The sequence below is a fragment of the Paenibacillus luteus genome (assembly GCF_006542765.1).
Lineage (GTDB): Bacteria > Bacillota > Bacilli > Paenibacillales > Paenibacillaceae > Pristimantibacillus > Pristimantibacillus luteus.
This window is the reverse complement of sequence record NZ_SKCD01000033.1, coordinates 138,247-160,323: the sequence shown is the minus strand read 5'-3', so window position 1 is coordinate 160,323 and position 22,077 is coordinate 138,247. Positions and strand designations below refer to the sequence as shown.

At 49.2% G+C, this 22,077-nt stretch carries 18 protein-coding genes; 5 read left to right on the top strand and 13 right to left on the bottom strand.

The annotated features are described in order from the left end of the window. Positions 1–18 precede the first annotated feature (18 nt). The 3 genes from E0496_RS22950 to E0496_RS22940 all read right to left on the bottom strand — a co-directional run bounded on the left by E0496_RS22950 (position 19) and on the right by E0496_RS22940 (position 3,633). Positions 19–1,749: an extracellular solute-binding protein gene (locus tag E0496_RS22950; protein ID WP_141504110.1), complete on the bottom strand. Its 1,731-nt coding sequence runs from the start codon at positions 1,747–1,749 to the stop codon at positions 19–21. Between the two features lie 127 nt (positions 1,750–1,876). After that, the gene (locus E0496_RS22945; protein ID WP_141504109.1) at positions 1,877–2,755 is read right to left on the bottom strand and encodes a carbohydrate ABC transporter permease; all 879 of its coding nucleotides are present in this window, start codon (positions 2,753–2,755) and stop codon (positions 1,877–1,879) included. A 23-nt stretch (positions 2,756–2,778) separates the two neighbouring features. Beyond that, positions 2,779–3,633: an ABC transporter permease gene (locus tag E0496_RS22940; RefSeq protein WP_141504356.1), complete on the bottom strand. Its 855-nt coding sequence runs from the start codon at positions 3,631–3,633 to the stop codon at positions 2,779–2,781. 268 nt (positions 3,634–3,901) lie between these two features. Between E0496_RS22940 and E0496_RS22935 the strand changes: the two genes are divergently transcribed. Then, entirely contained in the window at positions 3,902–5,629 is a 1,728-nt protein-coding gene (locus tag E0496_RS22935; protein WP_141504108.1) for a sensor histidine kinase, read from the top strand. Between the two features lie 78 nt (positions 5,630–5,707). Continuing rightward, the gene (locus E0496_RS22930) at positions 5,708–7,321 is read left to right on the top strand and encodes a response regulator (protein WP_141504107.1); all 1,614 of its coding nucleotides are present in this window, start codon (positions 5,708–5,710) and stop codon (positions 7,319–7,321) included. On the opposite strand, the gene E0496_RS22925 is transcribed toward E0496_RS22930, so the two are convergent. Then, entirely contained in the window at positions 7,318–8,355 is a 1,038-nt protein-coding gene (locus E0496_RS22925) for an MBL fold metallo-hydrolase (RefSeq protein ID WP_141504355.1), read from the bottom strand. The two genes, E0496_RS22930 and E0496_RS22925, sit on opposite strands and share 4 nt — an antisense overlap. Before the next feature lie 2 nt (positions 8,356–8,357). Then, a complete protein-coding gene (locus E0496_RS22920) occupies positions 8,358–9,104 on the bottom strand; it encodes a class I SAM-dependent methyltransferase (protein WP_141504106.1) in 747 nt (248 codons plus the stop codon). Positions 9,105–9,288: 184 nt separating this feature from the next. Here E0496_RS22920 and E0496_RS22915 point away from each other — a divergent pair, with 184 nt between their 5' ends. From E0496_RS22915 to E0496_RS22905, 3 genes are read left to right on the top strand one after another with little or no spacing between them, the layout of a single operon-like run. Continuing rightward, positions 9,289–10,620: a spore germination protein gene (locus tag E0496_RS22915; protein WP_141504105.1), complete on the top strand. Its 1,332-nt coding sequence runs from the start codon at positions 9,289–9,291 to the stop codon at positions 10,618–10,620. Continuing rightward, positions 10,617–11,717, top strand: a complete 1,101-nt coding sequence (locus E0496_RS22910) for a GerAB/ArcD/ProY family transporter (protein ID WP_141504104.1) — start codon at positions 10,617–10,619, stop codon at positions 11,715–11,717. The genes E0496_RS22915 and E0496_RS22910 overlap by 4 nt, the downstream gene beginning before the upstream one ends. Further along, positions 11,714–12,805, top strand: a complete 1,092-nt coding sequence (locus tag E0496_RS22905) for a Ger(x)C family spore germination protein (protein ID WP_141504103.1) — start codon at positions 11,714–11,716, stop codon at positions 12,803–12,805. The genes E0496_RS22910 and E0496_RS22905 overlap by 4 nt, the downstream gene beginning before the upstream one ends. Before the next feature lie 92 nt (positions 12,806–12,897). On the opposite strand, the gene fni is transcribed toward E0496_RS22905, so the two are convergent. From fni to E0496_RS22865, 8 genes are all read right to left on the bottom strand, one after another. Further along, positions 12,898–13,953 carry a type 2 isopentenyl-diphosphate Delta-isomerase gene (gene fni / locus E0496_RS22900; protein WP_141504102.1) on the bottom strand — a complete coding sequence of 352 codons (1,056 nt, stop codon included), beginning with the start codon at positions 13,951–13,953 and terminating at the stop codon, positions 12,898–12,900. Between the two features lie 77 nt (positions 13,954–14,030). Beyond that, the gene (locus E0496_RS22895) at positions 14,031–15,524 is read right to left on the bottom strand and encodes a phytoene desaturase family protein (RefSeq protein WP_141504101.1); all 1,494 of its coding nucleotides are present in this window, start codon (positions 15,522–15,524) and stop codon (positions 14,031–14,033) included. Beyond that, positions 15,521–16,672, bottom strand: coding sequence for a glycosyltransferase family 2 protein (locus tag E0496_RS22890; RefSeq protein ID WP_141504100.1), 1,152 nt, complete (start codon positions 16,670–16,672; stop codon positions 15,521–15,523). Before E0496_RS22890 ends, E0496_RS22895 begins: the two co-directional genes overlap by 4 nt. Further along, a complete protein-coding gene (locus tag E0496_RS22885) occupies positions 16,648–17,400 on the bottom strand; it encodes a lysophospholipid acyltransferase family protein (protein ID WP_141504099.1) in 753 nt (250 codons plus the stop codon). The genes E0496_RS22890 and E0496_RS22885 overlap by 25 nt, the downstream gene beginning before the upstream one ends. Continuing rightward, positions 17,369–18,121, bottom strand: a complete 753-nt coding sequence (locus tag E0496_RS22880) for a carotenoid biosynthesis protein (RefSeq protein WP_241674939.1) — start codon at positions 18,119–18,121, stop codon at positions 17,369–17,371. Before E0496_RS22880 ends, E0496_RS22885 begins: the two co-directional genes overlap by 32 nt. Then, entirely contained in the window at positions 18,118–19,005 is an 888-nt protein-coding gene (locus E0496_RS22875) for a phytoene/squalene synthase family protein (RefSeq protein ID WP_241674938.1), read from the bottom strand. Before E0496_RS22875 ends, E0496_RS22880 begins: the two co-directional genes overlap by 4 nt. Continuing rightward, on the bottom strand, positions 18,990–20,498 hold the full coding sequence (locus tag E0496_RS22870) for a phytoene desaturase family protein (RefSeq protein ID WP_141504098.1): 1,509 nt from the start codon (positions 20,496–20,498) through the stop codon (positions 18,990–18,992). Before E0496_RS22870 ends, E0496_RS22875 begins: the two co-directional genes overlap by 16 nt. Beyond that, complete coding sequence (locus tag E0496_RS22865) at positions 20,489–22,039, bottom strand: phytoene desaturase family protein (RefSeq protein WP_241674937.1); 1,551 nt, start codon at positions 22,037–22,039, stop codon at positions 20,489–20,491. The genes E0496_RS22870 and E0496_RS22865 overlap by 10 nt, the downstream gene beginning before the upstream one ends. Positions 22,040–22,077: the final 38 nt, after the last annotated feature.

Here is a 22,077-nt window from a genome sequence, read left to right as displayed (position 1 = left end):
CGCTTCAAAGCTGCCGGTTTATTTTACGCTGTTGTACCAATCGTTGACTTCTTTCGTAATTTGCTCGCCGCCTGATTTTTTCCAGTTAGCAACCATCGTATCAAAAGACTCCAGCGGTTGTTGTCCATAAATAATTTTGTTAAACGTTTCGTTCAGCAATTTGTTAAGCAGTTCATTTTTGCTTTGCATCGTTTCAGTCAAAGGTCCCATATAGTAGTTTTTCATGCGGATATCCTTTTGGTCCATGACAACTTTCATCGCATCGGTGTTCTCTTTAAGACGGGTATTGAACTCTTGCTTCTCGTAAGGCGTTACCGCCTCTGCGCCGCCAGCAAGCTTAACATGTGTCTCTGCGTATAGCGTTGGAATACGAGCGCCTTCATAAGTCAGCGTGTAGTAAAGCGGTGGCGCCGTTTGATCCTTCAGACCTGGGAAGAGATCAGGGTGGTTCGCGATATCAGCCGTAATCGATCCGTCAGGAAGCGTTGCGTAATCGTAGCCTTCCGCGAAGCCCTTCTCGAACTCGCTGCCCGGCTGCGGGTTAGCCATATTTTCGAAGAACCAGTTATAGTAGTGCAAAATAGCTTCCGGATTTTTTGCTTTTTTGTTTACGAATAGGTAACCATTGGCAGGAGGATTTCCGCCTGCGGAACCGATTTTGCCATTAGGACCTGCAGGAACCGGATAAGCTTTGTATTTCGAACCCGGTACATTGTTCAGAAGATCCGGGAATGGCCAAGCTGGAAGCCAGTTCGGTCCGAACATAATGCCTGCTTCGCCTTTCGTAAACAGCTCGGAGCCTGTCGATTCGTCAAGCAAAGCGGAATCTTGCGAAATGTAGCCTTTTTCCAGCCAAGTTTTCAAAGTAGAAAGGGCATCCTTAGCTGCCGGATTGATAGAGCCATGCTCAAGAGTACCGTCAGCCGCAAGATTCCATTGGCCTGGCATCGTACCGTTCGCGCCGAACACAAAACCGATATCGGTCATCCAGTTAGCGAAGCCGTTTTTGAAGCCCGTGGCAAGGCCGATCGTGTTTTTCTTGCTGTCACCGTCCGGATCGCCATTAACGAATGCATCCATCACGGTTTCCATCTCAGCAAGCGTCGTTGGCGCTTTAAGATTCAGCTTCGTCAGCCAATCTTCACGAATCCACATCACATGGTCCGCGTTGTAAGCGTAATCGAGAATCGGCAGCGCCAATTTCTCTCCACCGCGGCTAATTGGCAGCCAGATCGTTGGATCTAGATCAAGACCTGCTTTATACGTATCGCTTGCGTATTTGTCCACCAGATCGCCAATTGGCATAAATTGGCCGGAGTCAATCAGCATATTAACCGTTTCCATGTCTCCGCGGTAGGTAACCACGTCAGGCATTTCCTCGCCGGATGACAGCATCAGGCGCAGCTTCGTTTTGTAAGCGTCATTCGTGTTCGTAACTACCCAGTTGTATTTAATGTCAATGCCTAGTCTTTCTTTGATCAGACGGGTATGTACATTATCCTCGATCGATTCGCCTTCTTTAAAGACGGAACCGTTTTGGTTAAGTCCCCAAACCGTCGTCAATGTAATCGGTGTCGTATATTTCCCGTCTACAAAACCTTCTTTATTGCCCTCTTCCGTTTGGACAGGTTCATTGCCCGGCTTGTTGGTTGCCGGAGAATTTGTTCCCTTGTTCGTGTTGTTGCCCGAACATGCCGCAATTGCGAGCATAAATGATAGTACCAATAAGACCGAAAGCCACTTCTTCATGCCTTTACCCCCGTAAGTTATATTTTGTTATTAATTACGATATATGTTATATCGCTTATTACCAATATACTGCTCGTTATTCATGACCGAAAGACCACAATTTTGTTATTGATGCCTTTTTCTTGCGCTATTCCTTAACCGCTCCCAATATGATGCCTTTCACGAAATAACGCTGAAGGAACGGATAAACGAGCAGGATCGGCAGCGTCCCGATAAAGATTTGCGCAGATTTGACGGTGCGCTGGGAGATATGCTTCAGCTCATTGACATCCGGATTTATTTTATTAAAATCCTGCTGTACAATAATCGTTTGCAAAAAGGTTGATAACGGATATTTTCTATAATCTGTAATATAAAGCAAGCCATCAAACCATGAATTCCAATGTGTAACCATTGTAAATAGTGAAATCGTCGCTAATGCGGGCATCGATATCGGTAAAAACACGCTCCAGAGCGTCCGGAATTGTCCTGCCCCATCAATGAGTGATGCTTCTTCAAGCTCCTTCGGTACAGCCCGGAAGAAGTTCATCAGAAGCACCATATTAAAAACATTGATCGCTCCAGGCAGCACGAGCGCCCATATCGTGTTCATCAAATCCAAGTTGCGAATAAGCATGTACGAAGGAACAATACCACCGCTGAACAACATCGTAAAGAGAAAATACCAAGTGTAGACGGAACGGCTCTTAAAAATCCGGCCATCCTTGGATAATGCATAGCCGGCCAGGATTATTAGCGACATGCCAACGACAGTACCAAGGGCTGTCCGTTTAAGCCCCATGTACAGCGCATTATGAAAATTATCGTTGTTTAACGTCTTGGCATAAGCGTCAAAGTTAAGGCCTACAGGCCATAGCTTCACCAGATTGGCATTTGCCGGCGCACTCGCGCTCAAGCTTACGGCAAGAATATGAACGAGCGGAATGACGCAGGAAATACAGATAACGGCAAGCAAAACGTAATTGAATACCGAGAAAACCTTATAGCCTGATGTTTTGTGATACATGCTCTGTCTCCTTCCTCCCTTTCTTAGAAAATGCGGTAGCCGGCATATTTGTAGGCCATCCGGTAAGAGAATACGATCATGACCAGCCCGATGATGGATTTAAATAATCCCACTGCCGTACCGAAGCTGTATTGGCCGTTCAATATCGCAGTCCGATACACGAACGTGTCGATAATGTCACCCTTATCGTAAACGAGCGCATTGTAAAGGTTAAAGATTTGGTCAAAGCCGCCGTTCAAAATGTTGCCCAGCGACAGCGTACCCACGACCACTGCGATCGGAATCATCGACGGGACCGTAATATGCAGCGTCTGCTTCCAGCGCGTGGCGCCGTCTACCTCAGCAGCCTCGTATAACGAAGGGTTAACGCCTGAGAGCGCAGCAAGGAATACGATCGTGTTGAATCCGAAGTTCTGCCAAATATCGCTGACCACGACGGTGAAGCGGAACCAGTTGCCCTCGCCCAGCCAGAAGATCGAATCCATGCCGATACTGTTGAGCAGTTGGTTCACAATTCCTTTGCTGCCCAGCATATCCGTCAAAATCGCCCCGAGGATTACCCAAGAGATAAAGTGCGGAAGGTACACGAGCGTTTGGACAACCCGTTTGAAAAACATTTTCCGAACCTCGTTCAGCAAGATCGCGAAGGTGAATGGGACCACCAGGCCAAAGACGATTTTTAGCCCTGAAATAATCAAGGTGTTCCAAATGACCTGCTTGCTGTCCGGGTATTCGAACATAAAGCGGAAATGCTCCAGCCCAACAAGCTTCGAGCGGAACATGCCGTCATACGGCTTGAAATCCTGAAAGGCCATAATTAATCCGCTCATGGGCACGTATGCAAAGATGAAGGTGATGATGGCTGCCGGAAGCAGCATAAGATGCAAGGGCCAAGTGCGGCTAAATAGTTCTCTGGTTTTGTTTTCCTTCTTTCGTGTTTGTTTTGTCCCCTGCTGCAGCGGTTCGTTTAGCGCACTTTCCACTGTTCTGCCCCTTTCCAAACAAATTTTGATTTGTGTTTTATCAGCTCTCCTGTATGATTAATTTTATCAGCAGTCTCTCCTGTTCTATAGACCACGATTTTTGGAAGCATGCCACTTTGTAGACTTATCTAGCTTAATTTCGATCAAAAGAGAGGGTTCACGCATGCGTTTACGAGAAAACACGTTTGCCAAAATGATTACGATATTCATACTTTTGCTCATTCCGATTATTGTTTTGTATACGCTTTCTATTCGGACAAGCATCGACGTCATTAAGGAGGAAATGCAGTCGTTGAAGCAAAAGGATATTACATTCCTTGCCAATGAAATCGACAGGAGCGTGACTACACTATCTACGCTCGGCTTTCTTCTGAGCGAGGATATTCATATCCAGCAGCTGCAAAACCTGCATCTGATCGAAAGCTCCTACCAGCGAAATGACGAAAAGCTGCGCATTCTGGAGCGTCTTCGGCTACTCAACGTAGCTCAGCGCTGGGATACGCAGTACAGCATCACGGCGCCTGCGAGCAAGCAGCTCGTATCGACCAATACTTATCTTTCCTATGATCTTGAATCGATCAAGAAAATACTGACGCGCACCTGGAAATACGAGGAAATGACGATTCAAAGCATGAAGCAAAATCGGTTCGTTAGGCATATCGTCAAGCCTACGAACAAAATTACCGATATCGAGAAAGCCGGCATTATCGTTGAAATCTCTTTTCCCGAGGAGCATCTGATTAAAGATTTGGATACGTTCAAGCTGGCGGGCAAGGGGGACCCCTTTCTGGTTCATGCTGATGGGGCGACGATCAAGAACCGGACGGCGGACCGGGAAATGACCGAGACGATTAAGGCGCTAATCTTGAAAGGGAACGTCCAGGAAGCATCCAATCAAATTATTACGATTAAGGGAAATGATTTCCTTGTCACCTCCGCCCATGTGAAAACGCTTGATTGGTATTTAATTGACTATGTTCCGCTGGCGGATATATTAAAGCCAATCGTCAAAAGCCAAAGTTTGTTCTATGGCTCCGTCGGCTTGCTCTTGATCATGAGCTTGCTCGCAGGGTACCTGCTATATCGCAATGTCCAGCGCCCTATTGCCCTTCTAATCCGAAGCGTCAAACGTTTGCAGGAAGGCAACTATGCCGCACGAATTACAGCGAATCCGAAAAACGAATTCACCTATTTGTTTCAGCGTTTTAACGATATGGCCGCCAATACAGAGCAGCTGATTCAGAAGGTTTACGTGGAGGAACTCAGGCGACGCGAAGCAAACGTCAAGCAGCTGCAATCGCAAATTAATCCACATTTCCTATACAACTGTTTTGCGCTCATTCGCAGCCTGGCTAGGCTGGATAAGAAGGAATCGGTCATGAAGCTTGCGATGCATCTATCCACTTATTACCGTTATACGACTCGTGTTGAGAAGCTGACCGCCACGCTCAAAGAGGAGCTCCAGCTGGTAGAGAGCTATTTAGAAATCCAGCAATTCCATATCCAACACCTGTCCTACCGCATCCAAGTGCCTGATGCGATACTGGGCATCGAAATTCCGCGCCTGCTACTGCAGCCGGTCGTAGAAAACGCGGTGCTGCATGGCATCGAGCGATTTGACGGGGATGGCATCATCACGATTTCCGGTGAGAGCAATGACCGCTACCATACGATCATTGTAGAGGATAATGGCATTGGCATATCGGAAGAGGGCTTGCGGGAACTGGAGAGAAAAATTATGAATCCGCCTGACGAGACCAGCGGCTGCGCGCTGTGGAACATCCGGCAGCGCATGCTCTATCAATTTGGGCCTGAGGCCTCCATCAGCTTCCGTATCCGTCCCGAGGCGGGCGTGGCTGTCTATCTCAGTTGGCCGAATGTGAAGCAATAGTAGATTCTGGGCCACCTCATCTGCCTAGTCCAGCGTAAGAGCTTTTACAAATGCATAATAGGATTGGAGCTGTTCATCATGTATCAACTATTAATTGTTGACGACCAGCCGGATCTCGTCGAGGATCTGGCAAGCAATCTGCCATGGAGCACCGTTGGCGTAGATACGGTATACCAAGCGAACTCTGGCCATGAGGCAATAGAGATTATGAATACGACACCCATTGATATCGTCATAACGGATATTCATATGCCCGGACTCTCCGGGCTTGATTTAATTGAACAGATTCGCGCTTCCTGGAGCAATGTGAAATGTATTTTGTTATCCGGGTACAACGACTTTGAATATGCCAAAAAAGCGCTCCAGCACCAAGCCAGCGACTATTTGCTTAAGCCTGCCGAGGACGAGGAATTGCTGCAGGCCGTGAAGAAAGCCGCCGATCAGCTTGAAGAGCATTGGAAGGAAATCAGCTCCCATCAAAGCGCGCTGGCGTCCCTGAAGGATAATTTGCCTATATTGCGGAATCATCTGCTCCTCTCCCTCCTGCAAGGGCAGGCTTACAGCCAGGAGAAGCTGCAGGGAAAGCTCGATATGCTCGATCTTCCATTCCAGGCAGGCTCTCCTTACTGCATGATGCTGCTCCGGATGGAGGACTATTTCAATGAACAGACGGACCGTGATGGAGCCTTGCTGGAATATGCGGTTAGCAATATCGCTGAAGAAATATTTGCCGAGGAGTACAGGCTTTGGCATACGAAGGACGAGCATGGTTACTTTATTTTTCTTATTATGAGTAAAAACGCCAGTTCTGCCGAGCATCCCCCGCTCCTTCACCTGGTTGAGCAGAAGGCGGCACAGCTTCAGCATTACGTAAAGCTATATTTAAAAGGAACGGTATCGCTTGTCCTTACAAAGCAGGAGGCATTTCCGCGCGAGCTTCACGATACCTATGATTTTTCAATCATTAACTTCAGGCAGAGAATCGGCAGCGAGCGTGGATTTCTGTTAACGTTGACAGAGGAGGCAGAGCACGGCGAAGCCAACTCCCTCTCTCACCTGTATAATCCTCCGCTGCTCATCCATTTGCTGGAGGCCGGACAATGGGAGGCTATCGAGGAGAAGCTGAGGCTTGCCTTCGAGGAGCTTGAGCTTAATTGGGGAGAATCGCATGAGCATATTCTGGAAACCTACTTCATGATCGTCAGCTCACTCAGCTTCTCGATCCACAAGAACAAGCTCTGGATGGCGGATATTATGGGCGGGGAGTTCAATCAACTGCTTAGTGGTCCTCAGTTCCATACCATTAAGCAGCTCCGTTCCTGGACAACGGCAATCATTGATGCCTATCGCGGCCATATGAGCAGCAGGGTGCAGCACTCCCGCTCGAGCACTGTACAGAAGGTGCAGGAATATGTGGCTGGCCATCTGGAGGATGCATCGCTTCAATCGATCGCCTCCCATGTTTTTCTTAACCCTTCGTATTTGTCCAAAATCTATAAGCTGGAGACGGGCGAAGGCATTAGCGATTATTTGTCCCGGCTCAAAATGGAAACCGCGGCGCATTTACTTCGCACAACGCCCGATAAAATTTATGAAATTGCAGCCAAGGTAGGCTATCTGAAAACAAGCTATTTCATCAAGGTGTTCAAGGACCGATATGGCATTACGCCTCAGGAATTCCGTGACCGCTAAGAAGCGTGCGCAATGTATACGTAGACGCCGTCCACAAGCTCCGAGGAAGCCCTTCCGCCATTCTCCAAATAAACCAGGTGAGCAAGCGTCTCCGACATCGCAAATCTTAATTGATGGGCATTGCCATTGAGCCTGCTGCCAAACAGAGCCTCGCACATGTGATAAGCCGTGCGGGGCTCTTCGGCGAGCATGGCCACCATCTTGTCCAGCCGGCGCTCATGATGCTGCTGAAGCTCCGTAATTCTGCCTTCGAAATTCGAAAAAGGATCGCGATGCCCCGGAAAAGCAAGCTTCACTTCATAGGATTTCAACTGCTCGAGACTAACCAGAAAATCATTAAGCGGATCGCCGCCCTCCCCGGGCACGACACTCACATTCGGCGTAATATGGGGAAGCACCTGATCTCCGCATATCATCCACTGCCTATCCTTCTGATAAAAGCACACCTGCCCTTTCGCGTGGCCAGGCGCATCGATCACATTCCACTCTAAGCCGCCAAGAGCCATGCTACTCCCTGGCTCAAAGTAGGTAACGGAAGGCTGAGGCGTCACCATTTCCACAAACGTTTCCAAATTTTCAGCAATTGCCGATCTATGCTCTGCAGGCATGCCATGGTCTGTATAAAGCGCCTGAAGCTCTTCGGAAAACCGGCTTTTAATTCCCCAAAGCCTAACCGTATAAGCATGGGCCTTACGGGTCATATAAACTGGTGCGCCGCTTCTTTCCTGCACATAACCAGCAAGCCCGTAATGGTCCGGATGCTGATGGGTTAGCACAACTCGCTTAATATCCGTCCACTCTATTCCGAGGTCCTGCATCACGTCAGTCCAGACGCCAAGGGCCGCTTCCGTACGAAGGCCAGGATCAATCAGCGTATAGCCGCTTTCTTCTGGGAGCAAATAGCTGTTCACCCATCTGAGCGAGAAAGGGACAGGCACCTTTACCTGTATCCAGCCTTCCTGCAAAATGGCCTTGCCGATCTCCCGTGCCTTTGAGGGCTTGTCCGCCTTGGCTTCATCTTGCTGCTTAGTCATCATCATAGCGCCCTTCCCGTCATAATCATCCGCGGCGAAGCTTCCTGCTCATAGGCAGAGCCGTCGTAATTTCCGTAAATCTTTTCTAGTCCGAGACTGCATTGGGCGAGGTTCCGCTCAAACCAATCCCGCTGATACAGCCTAACCCGCTCCAAATACTGTCTCTGCTCTTCCTGTTTTCGCGGATCATATACCGTAATTTCCTTCTGTACCCAACCATTCAGAATGGCTCTTTCCTCTAAAATATGTAAACCGGTTTCTTCGTCTAAACGTTCCGATCGGGGAACTAAGGTTTGGGCCACATGAATAGGATTAAGAAAATCGATTAGAAACGAGCCTTCCGGCTGCAATACTTTTCGTATTTGCCGAAGCACATGAACATTGTCATCTTCTAGCGAGAAATAGCCAAAGGAAGTAAATAGGTTCACCGTCGCATCAAAGCTTCCCGCTTCAAACGGCAGCTCTCGCATATCCCCAGGGACCCAGTTGACTTGGCCCTCCTCATCATGCAACCTCGCTTCCTCGAGCAGGACAGGAGACAAATCGGTGCCGGTAACTGCATAGCCGCATCTCGCCATAGCAAGCGCATGCCTTCCCATGCCACAACCAATATCAAGCACCCTTGCTTTCTGTGGCAGCTGCAGCCATCCGATCATTTTGCCAACCTCTTTATTGGCTTCTTCCCAGTTACGATGTTTATAGACAAGCATATAATCGGAGCCGAAGCTCTGTTCGTACCATGGTTTCATTCCTTGTTCTCCTTCATTAAGGGCGTACGCACTGCCATTATTTCTGTATGTTTCATTGTACTTGAATTCGAACATGCTGGCAAAGCGGAATGGAACAGGCATAATTTTTGGTTTTCAACACAAACTATGGAAGCTTATCCAGATCATCCAACTTGGAATCAATGCTTAAAAAGGGGGAATCGCTATGAATGAACGTCTTCGCTTGTTGTTTGCCGAAGCCATCGATATGAAATTTGAACATTTGCAAAATAGCGAAATGTCCATTGAAATCGCTTATATCGCCCCGCTTTGCGAAGAGAATAAAATAAACGATTTTATTATCGTCCCTTTCACTAAGGATGCCTATCCCTTTCAGAGCCAGCTGGATACAAATCCAGAATATCGCCAAGTAGAGGATATCGCCAAGTGGCAGGAGCTGCTTCTGCGCGGTCATGTGCTTATTCAGGCGAACCAAATCATCTATGCCTTTGATGCCTCCCGCATTATCAGCATCGAGAATCCTCAGACGCAGGTAGAGAGCGCAATACAAGGTCCACAGCTTGCGCTTAGCGAAGATTTGAATATTTCGCTCAATCTTATTCGCAGCATGTACCCTTCTCCTGATTTATCGGTAGAGGAGCATACGATCGGTTCATTGTCCAAAACTCCGATTTTGGCTTTATTTGATCAGCGGCGAGTTGACCCGAGTGTGCTGGATACCGTTCGCGACAAGCTGACTTCGATTAACGTTGAAATGCTGCACGCCGCCGGAGAACTAGAGAAGCTGCTCGTCGGCAAGCGCAAGCACCTGTTTCCTACGCTGCTCATTACAGAGCGGCCCGACCGCATTTCCAAAGCGATCTCCAAAGGCAAGGTCGTCATTCTTCTGAAAGGAAATATGTTCGCCATTATTTTGCCAGCAACCTTTTTTGATTTCATGCATGCGATGGAAGATGATTACGATGCCTATTGGATGACCCGGTTTCTGATCTTTCTGCGTTACACTTCCATTGTGCTAACCATTACCCTTCCAGCTCTCTATATTTCGGTTGTCTCTTATAACCCGGAGGTATTCCGTGTCCAGCTTGCTTTCTCGATTGCGGGTAGCCGATCTGGCGTTCCCTATCCCTCTTTTGTCGAGGTTTTTATTATGCTATTCATGATCGAGACCCTGATTGAGGCCAGCATCCGTCTGCCGCGATATATCGGTTCTACCGCTACCACTGTAGGAGGACTTATTTTGGGACAGGCAGCCCAGCAGGCTGGTCTTGTGAGCAGCATTATGATTATCGTTACGTCCGTTGTTGCCATTTCCAATTTCGTTATCCCGGTCAATTCGCTATCCTTTGCAATCCGTTTCTTGAAATATCCACTGATTGCCGTATCCATCTTCTTCGGCATCACCGGCGTAGCGGTGGGCTTGTTTGTCTACATTACCTATCTTTGCAATCTCAGGAGCTTCGGTAAACCGTATATGCGCATTTTCGGTAAATTAAGACCGCTGGAAGGAGATATCGGGCAGGTGAACGTAGAGTGAATCGCTATGTTTTTTACAACTTTATTATGGTTAGTTTTATCAATTTGCTGCTCTTCGTTCCGCATATTTTGATTGAAGCCCGCTTCAACGGCGCAGTGTCATCAATGATCGTCGGCACTGTTATAGGAACCATTCTTGTCTATATGTATACAAGCGCGATGGCCCGCTATCCAGGAAAAGGGCTGCCAGAGATTTTGAAGCAACACTTCCCGCAGTGGCTGGTCTCCATTTGCATGTTTTGCTCTGCGGTCATGTGGTGGTTTGCAACGTCAATCGTTGTTGTGGCCTACGCTATTTTAATTAACCGCTTCTTTAATCCGGACGCAAATTCGATCATTATCTTGTCCATGCTAATTATCGCCTGCGGATATGCGGCGACTCGTTCCACGCTGTCCGTCATGTTCGTGTTAGAGATCGGGCTCATAGTCAATGCTCCGGTCATTATCTTTATCCTGTTCAAGGCCGTCCGCAGCACGCAATTAAATTTTGATTCAATTCGTGTGGTCGCTAATTATGTGACCGCCATGCCTACCCTATCGGCCGTCGCTGCCGCGAGCTTTATTTTTACCGGTTATATTAATCTATCATTGTTCAACCGGCTGCTGCCTCCCAATTTTCGATTCAAGTTCCGCTGGGTATACCCAGTTTTTGGAATAACCATTATGTTAATCACGTTTTTTGTGCCGATCGGCTTTCACGGAACGGAAGCAGTTAACCAGTACACCTACATTTGGAGCGTAACCGCAGACTCCCTCATTATGCAATATGGCTTTATTGAACGGGTATTGTTCCTGTTTTTGATCGTTTTTCTAAACTTGACACTTGTGTACACCATGTGTGGCTGGCATCAAGCTATGGAATTTATTAAATGCTGTTTCCGCAATTATAAACCGGAAATCGACAGCCCCAAGACACCGGTCGCTAATTACGTAATCGTCGGTATTTTCGCTATGCTTACGATGTTGTACCTCGTTCTAACAAACGAGAAGATCAATATGTTTATTACCTCTTACTGGCTGGTAGCTAGAATGTTCGTTGAGTTCATCATTGTTTTAACGGTATTTGTGCTTAGTCGAAGGAGGCCCAAAACCACATGAACGTAATCATTCGAATATGCCTTGCCATAATCATGGTCTGCATGCTTGGGGCTTGCGGCTTTAAAGACATCGACAAACGATTTTTCGTTGTTGCCCTCGGCATAGATCAGTCGGAAAATGAAAAAAAACCTTACCGGATAACGCTTCAGCTCGCCATCCCCTCCCCGAAAATCGAGCCCGGCGCATCCAAAACACAAATTGAAACCATAGACGCTCCCAGCATTGCCGAAGGTGTTCGAATGCTAAAGGCCTATGTGGATAAGGAGATTGATTTTGGTCATTGCAAAATTTTTATCATCGGCGAGAAGGTGGCGAATAGTGACTATCAAGGCGCCTTGGAGTGGATGACGAGAAGAAGAGACATTCAAAGTGTAGCCAATATTGCCATCGGTAAGCCGGATGCCGAAAGTTTGCTGAAAGTGAAGCCGCTCTCCGAGCGTTATCCAGGCAACACGCTGTTTTTAAGCTTTGGAGCAGATGGGACCGAATCCTCATATACGTATGTTGAGTCACTGTCCGATTTTTCCAGAAGAGCTTCAGAGGAAGGGCTCGATCCATTGATGCCTATCATAAAGAAAGATAATCAGGAGAGCTTCATTATTAACAAGACAGCGCTCCTCGACAAAAAGAGAGTGAAGCTTGTTCTGAATCCTTCCGAGGCGCAGCTTTATAACCAGCTTGCTAACGATTTCACTAAATCGTCCATGCATGGCATGTTTGAAGGGCTTGATCTTGTCGTGGCCATTACCGAAATCCATTCCAAATTCCGTATAGGGAAACAAAACGGCGAAGATACCATAACGATGGATGTTAAGATGAAGGTCGTATTTGAAGAGGCGCCAAAAGACTTGTATTCCGCTCAGTGGAGATCGGTCGAAGAGGACCTTAATAAGGAATATGCCAAATCCTGCGTCAAGCTGCTCCGCAAAATTCAAAAAGCAGGTGTCGATCCCATTGGTTTTGGTCTCCGCTACCGGGCAACGCATCCCGGCTCTGACGCCTTTAAGAAGTGGGAATCCCTTTACCCCACCATCAAATTCGTGGTCCGCGCCAATATTATTATTGAAGGTACGGGCTTAATTAAATAAGCCTTTGCTGACTGCATTTTGTGGCAAAATAGAAATAGGGCGTGCTTGCTGCCTTTCAGCTGCTCCCACGCCTTATCTATTATGCTGCAGCCTTACTTTAGCAGCAGCCTGTTCGTCCCGCGCAGTTCATTGATCGAGCCCGCTCCGATACCGAACATGGCCGTCTGCAATTCAAATTCAATTCGCTTGAATTGCTGAAGCAGCTGCTCCTGCGACACCTGATGACTGTCTCCAGCTGCTTGTGGCAGCAGCACACGGCCAAACCCGGCCAGATTCGCTCCTAGCGCAATTGCCTTCGCCGCGTCGACACCCGTCCGCAATCCGCCGCTGGCAATGATATTCGCCTGCGGCAACCGCGAGCGAATTTCCGTTACGCTTTCTGCGGTCGGAATTCCCCAGTCCGCAAATGCTTCCGCAGCTTGTCTTCTCAGCTCGTCCTGCGAGCGAAATTTCTCAACCTGACTCCATGATGTTCCGCCTGCGCCAGCCGCATCGATGAAGGAAACGCCTGCTTCCATAAGCGCTTCAGCGGTATCGGCGTCGATTCCCCAGCCGACCTCCTTGATGCCGACAGGAACATCGGATCGTTTGCATACCTGTTCAATCGCTGAGAGCAAATTGCGGAAATCCGTGTCCCCCTCAGGCTGGAATACCTCCTGCATGCTGTTCAGATGTAGAACGAGCGCATCGGCTTCTGCAATATCCACGGCTCTGCGACAAGAATCCACACCAAAGCCGTAATTGAACTGAACCGCTCCGATGTTGGCTATGACCGGAACCGATGGCGCATCCTTTCGGATGGAGAAAGAAGCCGCGAGCTGCTCATTCTCAATGGCAGCACGCATGGAACCTAGTCCAATCGCCCAGCCTCTCTCCTCTGCCACAATGGCCAGACGGCGGTTGATAGCGCCTGCTTCGTCTGTTCCGCCAGTCATGGAGCTGACAAGCAAAGGAGCTCCCAGCCTCTTGCCAAACCATTCTGTGTCCAGCTTAATTTCACTGAACGAAAGCTCAGGCAGTGCATTATGCTTAAAGCGATATCTCTCCAAGCCCGTATCAATGCCCACGCTGTTTACCTGCTCTTGCAAGCAAATGCGGATATGCTCGCCCTTGCGCTTCGCGGTTGCTGCTTGCTGATCAACTGTCATGCTTGTTCCTCCCAAGCAAGCGCATCTGGGCAGCGCCTTTTATAGCGACGCGGCCCTCCTTGCGCTTCTCTATCTTTTTAATTCCTGTACTGTTTGATAAGCTCCTCAGCAACAAGCTGACCACATAGCGTAACGATTGGCGTTCCGCCTCCGGGATGCGTCGTACCTCCTGTAAACCACAATCCTTGAATATCTGGGGATCGGTTGCTTGGCCTGAAAAAGGTTTGTCTAGCTCCGTTCGAGGAAATCCCGTATATCGCGCCACGATGCGCGGACGTATCACGCTCCAACTGCTCTGGCGTATATGTAATGGTTACATCTGCTTGCTCCAAGCAATCTATACCAAATCCGGCAAGACGACTACGTACTAGCATAGCATAATTTTCGGTTTCCCGCTCCCAGCTCCATGACTTTGACACATAAGGCGCGTTTACCAGCACAAACAAGCTGCTTCCACCTGCTGGAGCTGCATTTTGATCTGAAATGGCTGCATTGCATATATAAATAGTCGGCTCTGCTGGCGGCTTCCGATGTTTGAAAATGCTGCTAAACTCATCCTCGTAATGCTCCGGATAGAAAACAGTATGATGAAGCAGCTGTTCATAGGTGCGCTGAATGCCAATCAGCTGTACAAAACCCGATAAGGAGGGCTCATAACGGGCAATTCGCTCATTGGTGAAAGTCGGACGATGCTCCGGCTTGATAAGCGAGCTGTACATAGACAGAACATCTCCGTTGGCAACCACGATATCAGCATCAAACACGCCCTGCTCCGTTTCAACGCCGCGGCATATGCCGTTCTTCACCATAATGTGGCTCACGCGAACGCCCGTCTGAATAACAACGCCAAGCTCCTTGGCAAGCTTTGCAAAAGCTTCCGCGATTGCATAAGTCCCCCCCTGTACACTATAAATGCCTAGCTCGCTTTCTACATGTGCAAGCATGGCAAAAATAGCCGGCGATTCGTAAGGAGATGCGCCAACATAAGTTGCATATCTGCCCAGCATGGCCAGCGTATTCGGATGCTGAAAATATCGCCGCAGCAGCTTGTTCAAATTGGTTAACGGCCTAACCTGCATAAATCCTGCGGCTAGTCTCGGATCAAGCTTATCCCGAGCGTCCAGCAGCAGCCGGCCAAGAAAACGATCATCCGCGAGGCGATACAGCCGTGCCGCCTCCTTGCAAAATGCGGCATAGGCAGCTGCATCCTGCTGGCTATAGCAACCAATTTGCTCGGCTGTCTCCACTACTGAAGCTGTCAGATCAACAATAGCTCCGTCGGCAAACACATTTCGGGTCGCCTGCCGAAGCCGCTCGAGCGTAATATAATCTTCCATCCTTCTGCCAACCGTTTCAAACACAGAGGCGAACAAATGCGGCAGCGTGATCGTGCTCGGCCCTCGGTCAAACCGGTAGCCCTCAGCGGTTACCCGCTGCAGCTTGCCTCCAACCGTCTGCTGCTGCTCCAGCACACGCACTTCAAAGCCCGCATGTGCCAAACGAATGGCGGCTGACAAACCGCCAAGCCCTGCTCCGATAATAACGACCCTTTTCCGCTTAGCCTCGCTCATTCGTACATCCGCCCTTTCCAGACATAACCGGTTCCGAATTTGGCTGAAAGCCAAGAAGCCGCTCCGATCGCAACAACCGCTCCAATGCTGAAAGGAATGAACAAGGCAAGCAGCCAGGGCTGACCTTGAGAGCGGTCTGCGACTGCCTTAACCGCAATGCCAAGCAAATAGCCAGTTAACGCTGAAGGAAGAAGGGCTGGATATAGCGGAGATACTAGCAGCATCATGAACGGAAGTAAATAAAGCAGAACATAAATGGCAAGCACCGCTGCAAGCAGCAGCCCACTGCGGCCTACGCCTGCGAAGATGTTCTTTTTGTAGCCGCTCCATACCTCTGAAGCGTTATGATACATGCGCATGGACACCTGCTGCCGCACATCAGCGAGCACAACCGGATGGCCGGCTCGCTTGACCGCCCGCATCAAGGCCACATCATCGACGAGTTGTCCGGCGTTTGCCTCATGTCCTCCTGCCGCCTCATATGTAGCCCTGCTGATTGCGATCCACCCGCCATGCGCGGCTGCAAACCGCGGATCCGAAGAAGCGCTAACGAGCCTGATCGGCAGATGGCAGGCAATCGTAAAGCCCATCATTGGTACAACCAGCTTCTCCAGCCAACTGCCTGTTTGCTGCTCTGGAAACCCGCTGATGAAACCTATTGCCTGCCCTGATATTGCCTGCAGAACCGTCTCAAGCGCGCTTTGGCGCAGCCGCGTGTCCGCATCAACATACAAATACCAAGCACCGCGAGCCTGCATCGAAAGCTGATGGCAGGCATAGGCTTTGCCCACCCAGCCATCTGGCTTCTCTAATCCGCGAACAAGACGGAAGCGCTGATCCTCCGCTGAGAATTGCTCGACCAGGCGGGCCGTTTCATCCTCTGAACGGTCATCCAAGATGATCACTTCTATCCTTTTGTCACTCTGATTTGCGGGTAAGCATCGCTGAATGGATTGCAAGCATTCGATAATATTTCCCTGCTCGTTTCTTGCGGGGATGAGAACCGAAAGCTGCACGCCTTCTTCTGGTATCAACTTGCCTGATGAATGGCCGAGTTGGCCAAACAAGGGCAGCTGGCGAACGTTCCAAGCGGCAAATACCAGCTGCAGCGACAACAATGCAGCTACCGACCAAAGAACGATTTCCATCTACTCATCCTCCTCTTGAATGCCATAAAGGCTTCACTTGTTGATCCTCCTTGCCGCACTAAACGTTCAAATTCAGCAGTCACCTCTGGGCCGCCATTAATAATGCGAGCCCGGTGGGTATCCATCTGTCCCTCTAACACTGCAGCTAACCGTGCCGTAATCACTCGTTTTTCCATTTGATCCCATGCTTCAGCAATCGGTTCGCCAGCTACCATCGTTACTTCAGCCTTTTGATGGTGAAAGAGGGAGTAATAAACCGTTACCGGTATAACAACGGTTTGCGGACACTGCTTCAGCACATGGGCGGCACCCTCCTTAAGCGTTAACGGCCGAAGCTCCAAATGCTGAATATCTCCCTGCGGAAACATCCAGATGCGCTTGCCTTCCTTCAACAGCCTGCATGTATACCGCAAGGAAGGAATAAGGCTTTGAGGCGTCGATTTATCAATGGAATAGGCGCCCAGCTTGCGGAAGAACTGAAATTGACGGAGCTGCTTCTCTTCCATCATGACGTAATGGTCGTTTTGAGACTTTTTACGAAACAGCTCATAAACTAGCAGCCCGTCCCACCAAGAACTGTGATTCATAACATAGAGAATGCTGCGGTCAGGATACGGATCAAGCTCGCCTTGAAAACCGACATAGCGGAAATGCTTGCGGAGCAAATAAGTTTCATTGTATTTGAGAAAAAGTCGGTCAAATGCTTTGCTTTTGCTTGCTTCGATCAAGCCACAGCCCTCCTTCCAGCCATAGGATCGCTGCAATGGCCGTCAGAAGCGGCCCCCATAAGGACGCCTTGAATGCAAGCAGGCCAAACATGAGATGCATCCCTTGATAGAGTCTTGTCCCTTCGCGATAAATCGAGGGTGCTGCTCCTGTATGTTGATGCCTCAGCGGATAAAGATAGGATAGCAGCGCAGCGGTTAGAAACCATGCAATGAAATTTTGCAGCGGTACGCCATAATAGGTGCCGAAGGCTCCTTCCTTGCTCCACATCCAGAACTGCTGGGCAAAGGCAACCGGGTCCAGCACCAAATCAAAGAGCAGCGCGAATGCCCCTACTTGAACCGCGCGTCCCAGCTTTGTCCGGGCGGAAGAGAGCATGACTCCGCTTGACATGACGCCAATCCAAGCAAAACCAATCGCAACCGGGACGCCCCCGTCCCAGAACCGCAGCGTCCCGCTATACTCATAATGACCGAAGGGCCAGCCCGTTTCCGTGCCGACCCATTCGAGAACGAAAGTAAACACTCCCACAAACAAAGCCCGTGACGCAATTGTACGGTTAAATCCTCCGAGTGCCTTTTGCTCCAAACTGTAGGCATATAGCGCGAAAAAAACGAGAAATAAACCATTGCTGAATCCAAGAGGCTCCGGCACTCTGTAGAACAGCATAAGTGTCAAGCCAATAACTAGCCAGCACCAAAATAAATAACGGATAGCCTTCATGATACCGCGCTGCTTGCGTTAGATTTCAACTGCAATACACTTAAGCCATGCTTCAATGTCAATTGATTCATAATGGCCATTTTGCCAAGCGTAGATACATACGCCCTGCGGTTATACACATCGTAACCATGGGCCGCCACATCCTCCAGAATCGCTTCGTACATACGGGCAGACAGCTCTACACAAAAGCTGCTGGTGCGCGGATACTGGCTCACATCAATCAGTCCTCTTGCAAACCAGGCATGCGCAAGCGCAGTAAGCTCCTGAATGACATTTCTCCATGAATCATTGATGATATTCTTCTGCCACATCGCTTCGGTATAGCCATGCTTGGTAAGCAGATCCAGCGGAATGTATCTCCGCCCCTTCGCCTGATCTTCACCCACATCACGAACAATATTAACGATTTGCATCCCCTTGCCGAGCCAAATGCCCGAGGCTATCACATGTTTGTCAGGAGCATCATGCAGCACCGGGAGCAGCATTTCCCCGACCGTGCCTGCCACAAGATAGCTATAGGTTTCAAGCTGCTCCATCGTATCGTAATGAGTCAATTCATAATCAAGCCGCTGCCCTTCCATTTGGCGAAAGAAAGGCTCTTTGGTGACAGGAAACCTTTCCAGAAGCCAGCGCAAAGCCGGCCAAATGAAATGGCCATCTGCCTTTTCCAGCTGTGTGAAATGGTGAGCGAGTTCTTCAAGCGAATAAGGAGAGCTCTCCGGCTCATCAACCGCGTCGTCGATCATGCGGCAAAAGGCGTAAATGACATAGACCGCTTCCTTACGCGGGCTTTGCAAGAAGCTAAAAGCTTTATAAAATGTCGTTGAGCCTTCACGAATCATATGCTCGCATGCTTTGAGCGTTGCGCTTAATTGACTTTCCAAGCTGCCCACTCCTCTACCAAGTGATTAACTAACATTTTAGCCCCTTGCATCACAATCGGGACGCCGCCGCCCGGGTGGACAGAAGCTCCAACACTGTATAGGCCTTTAATTTTGTAAGGTGCATATTGCGGGCGAAACGGTCCGGATTGCGACAAGGTAGGCGCAATGCCAAAGCTGCCTCCCTGGAACCAGCCCTCATTCGCACCGTCCTTCGGTGTTCTAATCTTCTTCCAAGCGATCGCATCGATTAATCCCGGGAACAATCGCTTATCTGCATCTTTGAGCACACGCTCTACCAGTTGGCTGCCTTCCTTTTCCCAGTCATACGTAGAATGCGGCTCAACCGGGATGGGGGCGGGAATGAGAATATAAAGAACCGTTTCTTCCGGAGGCGCTGCTTCCTCATCGAGTTCGCAGGGATTGAATATGTAATACGCGGGCAATCGCTCGGATTCTCCCGGCAACCTCTTATTTGAAGCAATCGTCCGAAGACTATCCGTTAAGGATTCCGGCATTACGAATTGATGCGTAGTTCGCAAATCCCCCTTTTCCCAGCGCTTGCCTACTCCGATATAGGCTAGGACACAGCCTGAGGAGGGTGTGAATTCTCGTGGCTTCATCGGCTCTTTTATGCCCTGCAGCATGCCAGCCAAATGTGGAAAATCTCCATTATATATGATTTTTTCATACGAATGCCTTGTACCGTCCTCCAGCAACAGTTCCTTGACCGCGCCATTCACAGTTACAATCTGCCTGACTGCTCCCCGCTTCCCTTTATATACAGTCACGTTCTCGCGATAAAGCGCCCGCTCCAGCACCTCTGCAAAGCTGGCATAGCCGCCTTTCATATACCAAATGCCAAATGCATGCTCCGCATATGGAATAAAGGTATACAAGGAAGGGGAGCCCGAGGGCAGTCCGCCGACATACAGCGTTTGCAGCGAAAAGGCATCAATCACTCTATGATCTCCAAAATAGTTCTTGGCCATTTGCCGTACATTCATATAAACCCGAAGCTTGGCTAGCAGCTTCATATTGCGCCAGGAAAAGAAGGTACGGCGCTCCAGAAAGGTTTTCTCAAGGAACAATTCCTTGCCTTCAAGAAACACCGGCTGCATATCCCGCATGTAACGACGGTAGGCGCTGCTCTCTCCAGGAGAAATGGCATCCAGCTCCTCCGCCATCCGGTCGGTTTCCGTCCATTTCGTAAGCTGGGAGCCATCCAGATAATGAAATCGATACATGGGATCGCAGCGCAGCAGCTCGTATTCATCGTCTCCTATGCCAGCTTCTCTCGCAATGGATTGAAGCATTTCTGGCAAAAGAACGATCGTCGGGCCCCTGTCGATCCGATACCCCTGCCCCTCCTCGAAGGCAAGTCTCCCGCCCAGTTGCTCCTGGCGCTCGAATAGGGCCACTTTTACGCCTGCTCTGGCCAGGAGAAGCGCGCTGATCATACCTCCAACTCCTCCGCCAATTATGGCTACCTCCATACCGCTGCCTCCTCCCGATGCTTTCGTTTGATCGGCTGCTCGAACGGTTTGGACCGACCATCTTGCTCCAACAAAAGCTTAACGCTGATGCGAGCCGATTCAAATATAGTCGGAAGCCCGCTGCCTGGATGAGTGCCGCCACCTACCAAATAACAGTTCGCGATATCTTCAAACCGATTATGAGGACGCAGCATCATCATTTGATCGAGTGAATGAGCCATATTAAACGCTGCTCCTTTATATACGTACATGGACTGCTGCCAATCAAGTGGAGAAATAACCTTCTCCTCTTCGATCCAGCCGCTCAATCCGTTCAGTTCTGGTTCCTGTTCAAGACGGAGCAGTACCTGCTCTCTCATAGCAGCCAGCGTTTCCGGCAGGGACCAGTTCGTCTCACCATCGAGATTGGGCACGGGCATTAAGATATAAAGGGCCGATTTGCCGGGCGGTGCCAAGGTTGGATCGATTGCGCTTGGATTATGGACATAAATGGAAGCATCCGCACTTAATTTGCCTTGCGTCATTTCTCTCAGATTGAGACTATAATCGCCTGCGAACATCACCGTGTGATGAGGCATATCCACTTTACGGTCGATACCGAGATAGAGCATATAAGTTGAAATAGACCATTTTAGCTTCGTAAGTCTCTCAGGCTTCCATTTCTTCAGCTGCCTCGGTTCAAAGAGCTGCGTAATCGCTGTACCGAAATCCGCATTCAAAATGACATGATCGGCAACAAGCGTCTCGCCGTTCTCGAGCAATACGCCAGTAGCCTTACGCTGATCGGTTAACACTTGCTTCACGCCTGTGCCAAGGCGAAGCTCTCCGCCATATTCCTGAATGACCTCGCTCATGGCCCCACATACCCGGTTTACACCACCGATCGGGTGCCAAAGCCCATAAGCATGCTCAATATAGGAAAGAATAGTAAAAGTGCCAGGACACTCCCATGGGGACATGCCTAAATATTTAGATTGGAAAGCAAAGGAATACCGCAAGCGTTCATCCTTAAAATAGCGGGATAACCGGCCATACACATGGTCGGTTAGATGAAGCTTCGGAAGCGCCATAATTGTATCTTTGCGTATGTAGTCCGTCACCTTGGCAAAGGGCCTTTGCAGAAGTGGCATCACTCGATTAAACTTCTCGCCCTCTGCTTTCATAAATGCCAGATAACCCTTTGATTCTCCAGGAAATACGCGGTCGATTTCGGCTGCTGTATGCTCTTGGTCTCTCGAAGGCTCAAATCTGGTTTTGCCGAATTGAAGACGGTAAAGAGGATTAATTTCAACAAGCTTAATATAATCATGGAGCCAGCGCCCTGACGCATGGAATAGCTCCTCAAGCAAATGAGGCATCATCAGGAAGGTTGGACCGCGATCGAATGTATAGGCCCCTACTTTTAAAGCAGAGGTCCGCCCGCCTACATAGGGTTGTTTCTCTAGTACAGTAACGCGATAGCCTTGGGCGCATAAGAGCATTGCCGAAGCTAGTCCGCCTGGTCCCGCACCAATAACGATAACGCTTTTTCCCCTGTTCAAAGTTCCACCCCATATTGTACAAATCTTATACATACATT